The organism is Kitasatospora sp. MMS16-BH015 (assembly GCF_002943525.1).
Taxonomy (GTDB): Bacteria; Actinomycetota; Actinomycetes; order Streptomycetales; family Streptomycetaceae; genus Kitasatospora.
In genome coordinates, this window is sequence record NZ_CP025394.1 from 6,969,587 (window position 1) to 6,981,567 (window position 11,981).

Consider the following 11,981-nt stretch of genomic DNA (forward strand, 5'->3'; position numbering starts at 1 on the left):
GAGTGAACTCCCCTGTGGTGCCCGCGTGCTGACCGGGCGCCAGGTGTCCGGGCTGGTGGGATGGGGCGGGACGTGAGGAGGGCTCGTGGTGCGTGTCCGTCGCCGGTCCGTGCTGTTCGCTGTCGCGGTGGTCGCCGTCGGGGCCTGCGGGTCGCTGCGGGCGGCCCGGGAGTGGCTGGGGGAGGTGCCGAGCCGACCGGTCACCCAGGAGGAGGCGGGGCGGCTGGCGCTGTCGCGGCTGACCACCTACGAGGGGAGCCCGGTGGCGGTGGAGCTCAGCGTGCCGGGGGGCACCGAGGTGCGCGGGGTGGTCGACTACCGGGCGCACCACGCGGTGGGCCGGTACGCGGCGGCCGACGGCGGCCAGAGCGGGCTGGTGGCCTGGGACGCGGACGGGCTGGGCGTCGCCCCGGACGAGGGGCGGGCACCCTCCGCCGACGGGATCGCGGTGACCACGGCCAGGATGCCGCCCCAGGCCTGGTCACCCCGGGCCTACACCACCGACCCGTTCGACCTGGCCCTGCGGGTCACCATGGCGCTCGCCGCCGACCGCCCCGACAACGCCCAGCTGCTCGCCCAGTCCGGCGCCCGGTGGCTCCGGGACGAGCGGGTGGACGGCCGCCGCTACACCGTCCTCGCCGGTCCGCTGCCCCGGGGCGGCGCGGCCGACAGCGCCCACCTGACCTACTGGGTGGACGGTGACGGCCTGCTGCGCCGCGTCCGGGTGGAGGTGCCGGGCGTGGCCCAGCCGGTCACGGTGGACCTGACGGCCCGGCAGGTGGCCGAACGGGTGCCGGGCACGCCCTGGGGCCAGGCCGGGTGAGGGGTCAGAGGCCGGTGAGGCCGTCCGGGTCGGTCGGCAGCGGGTAGGCGGCGGGGTCCACCGCGCCGGGGAGGCCGGTGGCCGGGGCGGCCGGGGCCGTCGGGTCGGGCAGGCCCGGGCGGGCCGGGGCGGCGGGCAGGTCGCGGAAGGACACGCCCGGGGGCGGGGTGACGGCGGAGCCGGCGGTGGGGACGGCCTGGCAGGCGGCGGTCGCGGTGCCGGCTGCGGTGTCGGCCGTGGCCTCGGTGAAGCAGTTGCCGGTGCCGGTGGGGGTGGCCAGGGCGGTGTCGGTGGCGTTGGACGCGTAGCGGTTGCCGGTGATCCGGTTGTCCTTGGCCGGGTGGCCCTGCACGTCGGTGACCAGCACGCCGACGGCGGGGTGGCCGGTGATCAGGTTGCGGGTGACCAGGTTGCCGGTGCCGCCGCCGATGCCCAGGCCGATCCCGAAGCCGCCGTCGGCCTGCTCGGGGGTGGCCGGCTCGGCGTTGTCGGCGATCACGTTCCCGGCCAGCACCGCGCCGTGCTGCGGGGTGAGCGCCTCCACGTCGTTGGAGTTGACCGTGATGCCGACCCGGTTGTGCCGGGCCCGGTTGCCCAGCAGGTAGAGCCGCTCCGAGGCGTTGGTGACCTCGATGCCCACCGCGTTCCGCTCGGCCTCGTTGGCCCGCACCACGGTGTCGCAGGGGCGGCACTGGCCCACGTAGATCCCGGAGTCGGCCTGCCCGGAGGTGTAGCTGTGCTCGATCACCCCGGCCCGGGCGTCGAAGGCGTAGATCCCGTACAGCGCGTTGTCGTACGCCGTCACGTAGGAGGCCCGGAAGCCGTCCAACGCGGGGAAGCGGACGGTGTCCAGCGGGTCGTACCCGGCGCCGCCGCCCGCGCCCCGGCCCTGGAGCCGCTCGTCGGTGACACCGGTGAAGAGCAGGCCGTTGGCCAGGTGGCGCCGGACCGTCAGGTTTTCCACCACCGACTGCGCCCCGGTCACGGTGATCCCGTTGGTCCGGCGGAACTCGCCGTCGATCACCACCCCCTGACGGTCCGTGCCGCGCAGCACCACCCGCGCGGTGCGGACCGTCACGCTCTCGCGGTACACACCCGGATGGACCAGCACCAGGTCACCCGGACGGGCGGAGTCCACGGCGGCTTGGATTGACCCGAACCGGCCCGGTACCTCCAGCACGGCGGGCTTCCCGGCCTCGGCCCGATCGGCCGAGGAGCCGCCCCCGGCGCAGCCGGTCAGGGCGGCGACCACCAGGCTGACCAGCGCGAACAGGCGCAGCGGCCGGGCGCGGCGCGGCGGACGGACGGGGGCGGACGGCCTGGCGCGGCCGGGGGAACGGACGACTCGCATGGCTCCCTGTGTAGCGGCTTCAATCACTGCCGTGCAGTCACGACCCGTACCGACCGAACCGCGACCGGCCGCCCAGGGACCCACAGGTGCCCTCCCCGCCCGCCGCGCCCTGCTCGGCCTCTCGGCGATCACCGCGGCCCTCTGGGGGCCGCCCGGCCGGGCCGGGCGGCCGCGCCGGTCGAGCCCGCGCGGGATGCCATGGCGCAGGAGGCCGCCGCGCAGGGCGTGGGCGGGGCAGGGGCGCCGGCGGGGGCTCGCGGCGCGGGGAGCCTGCCGGGGGCGGCGCTCGGGCGCCGGCAGGCCGGGGTGGCCGAGGCCGCCGCGCCCTGCCTGTCGCTGCTCGCCTACGACTTCGCGGGGGCCGACGGGCGGGCGCTGGCGGGGGTGCTGGACCGGTGGGGGGCCGTGCTGGCGCGGCCGAGCGGGGTGACGGTGACGCTGGGGCTCGGGCCGGCGGCGGGCCGGCTGCTGCCGGGGGCGGTGCCGGTGGCGTTCGGGCAGCTGCCGCCGCTGCCGGGGGACCGGCTGGCGCCGGAGCGCGGCGGGGGAGACCTGCTGCTCCAACTGACCGGCGGCACGCCCGAGCGGCTGGCCGCCGTGGCGGCGGGGCTGGCGGCGGCGGCCGAGGGGGTGCTGGTCCGCCGCTGGGCGCAGCACGGCCGCACCGCCCCCGCGCCGCCCGGCGAGACCCCGCGCAACCTGTTCGGCTTCAAGGACGGCACCGCCAACCCCGGGCCGGGCGAGGGCGCCTGGATCTGGCTGCCGGACGGCCCGCACGCGGGCGGCACCTACCTGGTCTACCGCCGGATCGCGATGGACACCGCGGCCTTCGGCGCGCTCACCCCGGCCGAGCAGGAGGCGGTGATCGGCCGCCGCCGGGCGGACGGCAGCCCGCTGGGCGGCACCCGCGAGCACGAGGACCCGGACCTGTACGCGAAGACCCCCGAGGGCCGGTACCTGATCCCCGCCACCGCGCACGTGCGGCTGACCAACCCCCGGCTGGACGGCGGCGCCCGGATGCTGCGCCGGGGCTACACCTACACCGACGGGCCGGGCGACCAGGGGTTGCTGTTCTGCGCGTACCTGCTGGACCCGGCGCTCTTCGTCCGGGTCCAGCAGCGGCTGGCCGCGCGCGACGCGCTGGGCCGGTTCGTCGAGCACCGGGCCTCGGCGGTCTTCTACCTGCCGCCCCGGGGCACCCCGCTCGGCCCGCGCTGGTGAGGCCCGGGGCGGGCGGTTACTCGAAGGCGGCGGCCGCCTCCCGGAGGGCCTGGGCGACGGTCTCCGGGTCGTAGGGGGCCGGGGCACCGGGCAGGTAGGTGACCGAGTGCAGGTCGCCGGTGTAGCGGAAGGTGCCGTGCCGCTCGAAGACCGGCCAGGAGACCGGCGACTTGCGGTCGATGCCGATGCTGATGCCCTGGAACGGCGCCATCCCGATCAGCTGGTGCACCGGGTCGAGCCGGCCGGTCTCGGTGCCGTCCACCAGCAGCCGGAACTCCCACTTGAGGTCCTCGACGGCGGTGGCCGAGACGGTCACCGTGCTCCAGCCGAGCGGCAGTGGCCCGCCGTCGGCCTCGAAGAGCAGGCCGTACTCGTTGTAGGCGAACCGCAGCCGGCCGTCCTCCACGTAGAGGCTGTAGCCGCCGCCCTGGTCGCCGTGCGAGACCAGCACGCCCGCGTCCCCGGCCCGGTGGGCGGCCAGTTCGACCCGGATGTCGAAGGAGCGGAAGGAGATCAGCCGGGAGGAGCGGTACCGCTCCAGCTCGGGGGTGCCGGGCAGCAGGGTGAGCGGGCGGCGCAGCTTGGCGTCCTCCGGGTGCCGCAGGGCCAGCGCGCCGCTGCCGTCGGCCAGCGGGAAGACCCCGTTGCGCCAGGCCGCCGCCTCCCAGGCCTCGGCCAACTCCTTCACGATCTCCGGGTGCTGCGCACTCAGGTCGTCGATCTCGGTCGGGTCGGTGCGCAGGTCGTACAGCGCCCACTCACCGTCCTCGTACGGGGTGCCGGGCCGGTGCAGGGTGACCAGCTTCCAGCCCTCCCGGTAGTAGCTGCGGTTGCCGGTCATCTCGCAGTACTGCTCGCGGTGGGTGCTCTCGGCCGCCGGATCGCGCAGCACCTCGGTGAAGGCGATCCCGTCCAGCTCCTGCACCGGCCGCCCGGCGCGCTCCGACGGCCTCGGCAGACCGGCGAGTTCGAGCAGGGTGGGCAGCAGGTCGGTGACGTACTGGTACTGGGTGCGCAGCCCGTCGTCGCTCTCGGTGCGCGGCAGCCCGGCCGGCCAGGAGAGCAGGAAGGGCACCCGGACGCCGCCCGCGTAGGTCTGGCCCTTGTAGAACCGGAACGGGGTGTTGGAGGCCATGCCCCAGCCGCGCGGGTAGTGCACCAGGCTCTGCGGGCCGCCGATCAGCTCGATCTCCCGGGCCACGTCCGGGTTCCAGTCGGCCGGAAGCCGGGGGTGGTGGACGAAGCGGCTGAAGTAGCTGCGGGTGCCCTCCGGGCCGCCCTCGCCGGTGCCGCCGTTGTCGGAGGTGAAGACCACGATGGTGTTGTCCAGCTCGCCGAGCGCGGCCAGGGTGTCGGTGAGCCGGCCCAGGTTCTGGTCGACGTTGTCGACCATCGCCGCGTACACCTCCATGTAGCGGGCGTACAGCTTCTGCTGGCTCTCGTCCAGGCCGTCCCAGGGCTCGACGTCGTGGCCGGCCTCGTGGTTGCGCTCGGGCAGCCGGGTGCCGGGCGGGAAGTGCCCGGCGGCCAGCTGGCGGGCGAAGCGCTCGGCCCGCAGCTCGTCCCAGCCCTGGTCGTAGCGGCCCCGGTGGCGGGCCAGGTCGGCGGGCTTGGCCTGCAGCGGGCCGTGCACGGCGTTGTGCGCCAGGTAGAGGAAGAACGGCTTCTCGGCGTCGTGCGCGCGCAGCGACTTGACCATGGCGATCGCCTGGTCGGTGAGGTCGTCGGTGTAGTAGTAGCCCTCGGGGAATTCGTCGATGTCCAACGGGCTGTTGTCACGGACCAGTTGGTGCGGGTGGAAGAGGCTGGTCAGGCCCTCGAGCACGCCGTAGTACTGGTCGAAGCCCTTCTGCAGCGGCCAGTTGGCCCGGTCGTCGGCCGCACTGGAGGCCGAGTCCCTGGTCAGGTGCCACTTGCCGACGGCGTAGGTGGCGTAGCCGGCGTCGTGCAGCAGCTCGGCCAGGGTGGGGATGTCACCGGAGACCTCCATGCCGTACCCCGGGAAGCCGGGGTCGGCGTTGGCCACGAAGGAGTAGCCGACCCGGTGCGGGTTGAGGCCGGTGAGCAGCGCGGCCCGGGCCGGCGAGCAGAGCGGCATGGTGTGGTAGTTGGCCAGCTTGACGCCGGTCGCGGCCAGCCGGTCCAGGGCGGGGGTGGGGATCTCGGCGCCGAACGGGCCGATGTCGCTGTAGCCCATGTCGTCGATCAGCACGACCACGATGTTCGGCGCCCCGGCCCGGGCGCGGCGGCGCTCGGGCCAGGCGGGGGTGGACTCGCGGAAGGTGCGGCCGACGGTGCCGGTGAAGTCCTGGTACGGGTCGGGGCGGTGGCTCACGTGGTGCTCCGGGGGGTGGCGGCTGCGGGCTGGTGCGGCGCGGTGGGCTGGTGGTGTGCGGCGGGTGGCTGCGGTGCGGGTGGCTGCGGTGCCTCGGGCAAGTGCGGTACGGCGGCGAGGAGTTCGGCGGTGTAGGGGTGCTGCGGGTCAGTGACCACCTGGTCGGCCGGGCCGGTCTCGACGATCCGGCCGCGGTGCATCACGGCGATCCGGTGGCTCACCTGGCGGACCACGGCGAGGTCGTGCGCGATGAACAGCAGGGCCAGGCCCAGCTCGCGCTGGAGGCGGGCCAGCAGCTCGATCACCTGGGCCTGCACCGAGACGTCCAGCGCCGAGACCGGCTCGTCGCAGACCAGCACGCTCGGCTCGGGCGCCAACGCCCGGGCGATGCCGATCCGTTGGCGCTGGCCGCCGGAGAAGGACCGCGGGTGCCGGGCGGCCACGGCCGGGTCGAGCCCGACCTGCCGGAGCAGCTCCGCCACCCGCCGTTCGCGGTCGGGCAGACCGTGCGCGATCAGCGGCTCGGCGATGATCTGTCCGACGGTCATCCGGGGGTTGAGCGAGGCGTACGGGTCCTGGAAGACCAGCTGGATCTCCCGGCTGCTCTGCCGGTCCAACTCCTTTCCGTGCAGCCGGATCTCGCCCGAGTCCGGCCGGTGGGCCCGGACCAGGGCGCGGGCCAGGGTGGACTTGCCGGAGCCGGATTCGCCGACCAGGCCCAGCGTCTCGCCCGGGTGCAGGGTGAGGCTGACGCCGTCCAGGCCGGTGGTGCGCCGGCGGCGCGGGCCGTAGGTCTTGCGCAGCTCGGTGACGGTGAGCACCGGTTCGGGGCCGGGGGTGCTGTTCGCGGCGGCGGCCGAGCGGGTCTCCAGGCGCGGCACGGCGGCCAGCAGGGCCTTGGTGTACGGGTGTTGCGGGGCGGTGAGCAGATCGGCGGTGCGGCCGCGTTCGACGATCCGGCCCTCGCGCATCACCAGCAGCCGTTCGCAGGTCTGCGCGATCACCCCGAGGTCGTGGCTGATCAGCACCAGGGCGGTGCCGGCCGTCCGGTTGATCCGGGCCAGCAGCCGGAGGATCTGCCGTTGCACCGTCGGGTCCAGTGCGGTGGTCGGTTCGTCGGCCACCAGCACCTCCGGGTCGCCGGCCAGCGCCAGCGCGATCATCACCCGCTGGCGCTGACCGCCGGAGAACTGGTGCGGGTGGTCGCGCAGCCGCCCGGCCGCGTCCGGGATGCCCACCAGGTCGAGCAACTCGATCGCCCGGGCGGCTCGTTCGCTCTTGGTGCGGTGCGACCCGTGGGCCCGCAGGGCCTCGTCCAGCTGGCGGCCGATGCTCAGCACCGGGTTGAGCGAGGACATCGGGTCCTGGAAGACCATCGCGATCCGCCGGCCCCGCACCTCGCGCAGCTCCGCCTCCGGCCGCCCGGCCAGGTCGGCGCCGTCCAGCAGCACCTCGCCACCGGCGATCCGGCCCCCGGCCGGGAGCATCCGCAGCAGGGCGAGTGCGGTGGTGGACTTCCCGGAGCCGGATTCGCCGACGATGCCCAGCGTCTCCCCGGCCCCGAGCTCGAACTCGGCCTCGCGGACCACCGGGGTGCCGCCGAACTCGACGGTCAGCCCGCGTACTTCGAGCTTGGGTACGCTCAGGCCCTCGGCCGCCGGGCTGCCGCTCACCAGGGTCGAATCTGTCACGGTCACTGGCGGATCCCCCTGTTCAGGGCCTCGGCGATCAGCGTGAAGCCGAGCACCAGCGCCGTCACCGCGATCAGCGGGGCGGCCGGGAAGGTGGGGTGGGTGGCGAGGTAGGCCATCGACTGGCTGAGGATGCTGCCGAGGGAGGGGTCCGGCGGGCGGATGCCGACGCCCAGGAAGCTCATCGCGCCCTCGATGAAGACGGCCAGCGAGAGGGCGATGGCGCTCTGCACGATCAGCGGGTCGACCGCGTTGGGCAGCACGTGCCGCAGCAGCACCCGCAGCCGGGAGGCGCCGCCGACCCGGGCGGCCAGCGCGTAGTCGCGCTCGCGCTGGGCCAGCAGGCCGGTGCGCAGCTGCCGTCCGAATCCGGGGATCTCGGCCAGCGCGATGACGATCACCACGGTCCAGCGGCCGGGGCCGAGCACGGCGGTGACGGCGAGGGCCAGGATCAGGCCGGGGAAGGCGAGCAGCAGGTCGAAGACGCGCTGCACGGCCAGGTCGGCCCAGCGGGAGGTGGCGGCGAGCAGGGCCAGCGAGCAGCCGAGCAGGGCGCCGATCGGCACGGCGGTGAGGCTGATCAGCAGATCGGTACCGATGCCGTGCAGCACCCGGCTGAACAGGTCGCGCCCGAGGTCGTCGGTGCCGAACGGGTGGGCCGCGCTGGGCCCGGCCAGGGCCAGCGGGCCCTGGGCGGTCGGGTCGGTGGCGGTGAGCAGCGGGGCGAGCAGCCCGGCCAGGGCCACCAGGCCGACCAGGCCGAGGCCGGTGAGGCCGCGGCCGGTCCGCAGGCCGGCCAGGTACGGGTTGCGGCGCCGGGGTTCGGCTGCCGTGGGGGCGAGCAGGGTGGTCATCGGGTCACTCCCACCTGACTCGGGGGTCCAGCCAGGTGTGCACCAGGTCGGTGAGCAGCTGGACGGCGACGTACGCGGCGACGAGCAGCAGGAGCAGGTCCTGCACCACCGGGTAGTCCCGGCGGGTCACGCCCTGCTCGGCCAGTTGGCCGAGTCCGGGCCAGGCGAAGATGGCCTCCACCAGTACGGCCCCGCCGAGGAGTTGGCCGATCTGGAGGCCGAGCACGGTGAGCGCGGCGGGCAGTGCGTTCGGCAGGGCGTGCCGCCAGACGATCCGGCGGCGGGAGATGCCGAGGGCGGTGGCGGTGCGCACGTAGTCCTCGCCCAGGGCCTGCTCCAGGCTGTCCTTGAGGTAGCGGGCCAGGATCGCGGCGCTCGGCAGGGCGAGGCAGACGGCGGGCAGCAGCAGGTACTGCAGGCCGATGTCCGGCTCGTCGAGGATCGACTCGTGCCCGCCGGCTGGCAGCAGCCCGAGCGTGACGGCGAAGACCAGCACCAGCAGGATGCCGGTGACGAAGGGCGGCACCGCCAGCACCGCGGTGGTGACGGCCCGGACCAGCGCGGCCACCGGCCGGCGCTTGGTGACGGCCCCGGCCACCCCGAGCGGGAGGCCGATGCCGACCACCAGCACCAGCGCACCGATGGTGAGTTCGACGGTGTTGCCGAGGCCCTCGCCGATCAGGTCGGCCACCTGGCCGCCGATCGCGTAGCTGGGCCCGAGGTCGCCGGTGAGCAGCCCGCCGAGCCAGTGCAGGTACTGCGCGGGCAGCGGCTGGTCCAGCCCGAGCCGGGCCCGGACGGCCTCGACGGCGGCCGGTCCGGCGTCGGGGCCGGCCAGGCTGCTGGCGGGGTCGCCGGGGATCAGCCGGAGGATGAGGAAGACCAGGAAGGAGGCGAGCACCAGGACGAGCAGCCCCGAGGGCAGCCGTCGGCGCAGGAAGGCGCGCACCGCTCAGCCCGCCAGGTAGGCGTCGTCGAGGTTCAGGTAGTTGAACTTGTTGAGCGTCGCGCCGCGCACCTTGGCGGTGGCCACCTCGACCTCCCCGGCGATCGCCAGGTCGATCACGAACTCCTCGTCCAGCAGGGTGTCGGTGATCCGCTGGTAGAGCGCCTTGGCCTCGGCGCTGTCGCTGTCGGCCCGCTGCCAGGCCTGCTGGACGATCTGGGTGTAGGCGGGGGAGGAGAAGTGCGAGCTGTTCTTCGCCTCGTTGAACGGGTAGGCGCTCACCGCCAGCGTGGCCGGGTGGAGTTGGGCGAAGCCGTGGCTGAGGGTCCAGAGCGCCGGCATGGTCTGCGAGATGAGCTGCTTCTGCATGGTCGGCGAGTCGGTGGGCTGGAGCACGGTCTCGATGCCGACCTGCCGCAGGTCGTACTGGAGGATCTGCGCCACGGCGGTGGCCCCCGGTGTGGCCGAGTGGGCGAACGGCAGGCTGAGCGAGGTGACCCCGGCCTGCTTGAGCAACTCCCGGGCCTTGTCCGGGTTGTGGGAGTAGTGGGTGGCGCCGGCCTCGCTGTAGGCGGGCGAGGACTTGGGCCAGGGGGCGGAGGAGGCCAGCCCGTACCCGCCGAGCGCCTGCTGCACCAGCCGCTCCCGGTCCACGGCCCAGGCGATGGCCTGCCGCACGCGCTTGTCGCCGACCTGGGCGGCGGTCACGTTGACGCCGATGTAGTACCCGCCGGCGCCGGTGTCGTACGGGGTGATCCGGAACTGCGCGTTGTCCTTGAGGGTGGCCACGTCCTTGCCCTGGACGTCGTAGGAGAGGTGGCTCTGCCCGGTGCGCAGCGAGGAGAGCAGCGAGTCGGCCTGCGGGATGATCCGCACCTCGACCCCGTCCAGGTAGGGGCGGCCCGGGTTCCAGTACTGCTCGTTCCGGCTGAAGCTCAGCGAGGCGCCGGGGCTGCGCTTGGTGAAGCGGAACGGCCCGGTGCCGATCAGCTGCTTGCCCGCCACGGCGTCCTCGACGGTGGCCGGGTCGGCGATGATCATGAACTCGAAGAGGTCGAACAAGTTGCTGACCGGGTGGGCGAGTTCGAGGGTCAGCTCGTGGTCGCCGTTCTTCTTGAACCCGGTGATCGCGGCGGCGGTGGAGCGCAACTGGGCCGAGCGGGCCGGGTTCTGGAGGTTCTTCACCGCGAAGATCACGTCGTCGGCGGTGAACGGGCGGCCGGTGTGGTACTTCACGTCCTCGCGGAGCTTGAAGGTCACCGCCTTGCCGTCCGGCGCGAGCTGCCAGGAGCTGGCCAGCTCGGGCTGCGGCTTGAGCTGGTCGTCGTACCGGGTCAGGGTGTTGAACACCAGCCGCTGCACGAGGGTGTTGGCGCTCTGTGCGAAGAGCAGGCTCGGCGTGAAGTCCACCCCGGCCGCCACCGTCAGCGTGCCGCCCCGGCGCGGCGTCCCGATCGTGTCGGCCGCCGCTTTCGTGTTCAGGTCGGTGGCCGACCGGCAGGCCGCCAGCGTCATCAGACCGGCTCCGGCGACTCCGCCGCGCAGCAGGGCGCGCCGGGAGAGGCGGGGGGACGAGGACGGGGTGGACGCAGCCATGACGGCCCTTTCAGGGTGGGTGGGGTGCTGGTTCGTACGGGGGTGCCGGGCGCGGGTGCGGTTCGGTCCTCGCGCCCGGCGAGGGAGCGGTGCGGTGGGTCAGCTGAGCGCGGCCTCGAGCTGCTCGGCGGGCACCAGGCCCGGGACGGCCGGCGGCTCGGTGGGCTCGATCAGGCGGCTCGGGGTGCCGTCCACGCCGACCGGGAGGTCGCCGTCCAGGGTGATCCGGCGGACCAGGCGGGGCTGGTCGCCGTAGTCGTTGACGGCGTAGTGCTGGGTGGCCCGGTTGTCCCAGATCGCCACGTCGCCGACCTGCCAGTCCCAGCGCACGGTGTTCTCCAGCCGCTCCACGTAACGCTGGAACAGCGCGATCAGGGTCTTGCTGTCCTTGCCGGAGAGCCCCACGATCTTCTGCGCGAAGGCGCCGAGCAGCAGGGTCTTCTCCCCGGTCACCGGGTGCACCCGCACCACCGGGTGCTCGGTCTTGAATGCGGTGGAGACGAACACCTTGCGGAACAGCTCGGCCACCTCGGGGTTGTCCGCCAGCTCGGGAGTCAGCGCCAGGCTCGCCGCGTAGTCGTAGTCGTTGGTGTGCACGGCCCGCAGGCTCTCCGCGAGCACCTTCAGCGGCGCCGGCAGGTCCTCGTACGCGGCGGCCGTGTTGGCCCAGACCGTCGAGCCGCCGGCCGCCGGGAGCTCCAGCGCCCGCAGGATCGAGGCCTTCGGGTAGGAGGGCACGAAGGTCACGTCGGTGTGCCAGTTGTTGGCGCGCACGCCCTTGGTGGCGTCCAGCTCGAAGGTGTACCGCCCGTCCGCACTCGGCACGGTGGGGTGCCCCACCGGGTGCCCGAGGAGCCGGGCGAACGCCTCGTGCCCGGCGTCGTCCAGGTGCCCCTGTCCCCGGAAGAACAGCACCTTGTGCTCGTACAGCGCGGCCTCGATCGCCGCCACGGTGTCGGGGCCGAGCTCCCCGTTCAGTCGGACGTCGTGCACGGTGGCGCCGATCCGGCCGGCGGCCGGGGTGAGGCGGAGCTGGGTGATGGTCGACATGGTGAAGTCCTCAGCTTTCCAGGGAAGTTGGTGCAAGGCATGGCAGCGGCGCGCGGCAACTGGGCCTGACGGGCGATCGGCTGGTGCTGCGGCGGGGGCGGTGTGCGAGGCGCG

Annotated in this window: 9 protein-coding genes; 2 read left to right on the top strand and 7 right to left on the bottom strand. The window is 74.3% G+C overall.

The genetic code is table 11. The features are described 5' to 3' along the window. The first annotated feature begins 85 nt into the window (after positions 1-85). Positions 86-823 carry a hypothetical protein gene (locus CFP65_RS29680; protein ID WP_158702423.1) on the top strand — a complete coding sequence of 246 codons (738 nt, stop codon included), beginning with the start codon at positions 86-88 and terminating at the stop codon, positions 821-823. A gap of 4 nt (positions 824-827) precedes the next feature. Here CFP65_RS29680 and CFP65_RS29685 read toward each other — a convergent pair whose 3' ends face one another. Beyond that, positions 828-2,174, bottom strand: a complete 1,347-nt coding sequence (locus tag CFP65_RS29685; RefSeq protein WP_104819070.1) for a nitrous oxide reductase family maturation protein NosD — start codon at positions 2,172-2,174, stop codon at positions 828-830. A gap of 198 nt (positions 2,175-2,372) precedes the next feature. Between CFP65_RS29685 and CFP65_RS29690 the strand changes: the two genes are divergently transcribed. Then, positions 2,373-3,395, top strand: a complete 1,023-nt coding sequence (locus CFP65_RS29690) for a Dyp-type peroxidase (RefSeq protein WP_104819071.1) — start codon at positions 2,373-2,375, stop codon at positions 3,393-3,395. Between the two features lie 16 nt (positions 3,396-3,411). Here the strand turns inward: CFP65_RS29690 and CFP65_RS29695 are convergent, their stop codons facing one another. From CFP65_RS29695 to CFP65_RS29720, 6 genes are all read right to left on the bottom strand, one after another. Then, the gene (locus tag CFP65_RS29695) at positions 3,412-5,730 is read right to left on the bottom strand and encodes an arylsulfatase (protein WP_104819072.1); all 2,319 of its coding nucleotides are present in this window, start codon (positions 5,728-5,730) and stop codon (positions 3,412-3,414) included. Beyond that, positions 5,727-7,421, bottom strand: coding sequence for an ABC transporter ATP-binding protein (locus CFP65_RS29700; protein ID WP_254552634.1), 1,695 nt, complete (start codon positions 7,419-7,421; stop codon positions 5,727-5,729). Before CFP65_RS29700 ends, CFP65_RS29695 begins: the two co-directional genes overlap by 4 nt. 2 nt (positions 7,422-7,423) lie before the next feature. Continuing rightward, entirely contained in the window at positions 7,424-8,275 is an 852-nt protein-coding gene (locus CFP65_RS29705; RefSeq protein WP_104819073.1) for an ABC transporter permease, read from the bottom strand. A 4-nt stretch (positions 8,276-8,279) separates the two neighbouring features. After that, positions 8,280-9,224, bottom strand: coding sequence for an ABC transporter permease (locus tag CFP65_RS29710; protein ID WP_104819074.1), 945 nt, complete (start codon positions 9,222-9,224; stop codon positions 8,280-8,282). A 3-nt stretch (positions 9,225-9,227) separates the two neighbouring features. After that, positions 9,228-10,817: an ABC transporter substrate-binding protein gene (locus CFP65_RS29715; RefSeq protein WP_104819075.1), complete on the bottom strand. Its 1,590-nt coding sequence runs from the start codon at positions 10,815-10,817 to the stop codon at positions 9,228-9,230. Positions 10,818-10,916: 99 nt separating this feature from the next. After that, entirely contained in the window at positions 10,917-11,867 is a 951-nt protein-coding gene (locus CFP65_RS29720) for a TauD/TfdA family dioxygenase (protein ID WP_104819076.1), read from the bottom strand. Positions 11,868-11,981: the final 114 nt, after the last annotated feature.

Coding starts and splice junctions, on each gene's coding strand:
- CFP65_RS29685 (WP_104819070.1), bottom strand. CDS start 2,174: ATGCGAGTCGTCCGTTCCCCCGGCCGCGCCAGGCCGTCCGCCCCCGTC.
- CFP65_RS29690 (WP_104819071.1), top strand. CDS start 2,373: ATGGCGCAGGAGGCCGCCGCGCAGGGCGTGGGCGGGGCAGGGGCGCCG.
- CFP65_RS29720 (WP_104819076.1), bottom strand. CDS start 11,867: ATGTCGACCATCACCCAGCTCCGCCTCACCCCGGCCGCCGGCCGGATC.
- CFP65_RS29705 (WP_104819073.1), bottom strand. CDS start 8,275: ATGACCACCCTGCTCGCCCCCACGGCAGCCGAACCCCGGCGCCGCAAC.
- CFP65_RS29715 (WP_104819075.1), bottom strand. CDS start 10,817: ATGGCTGCGTCCACCCCGTCCTCGTCCCCCCGCCTCTCCCGGCGCGCC.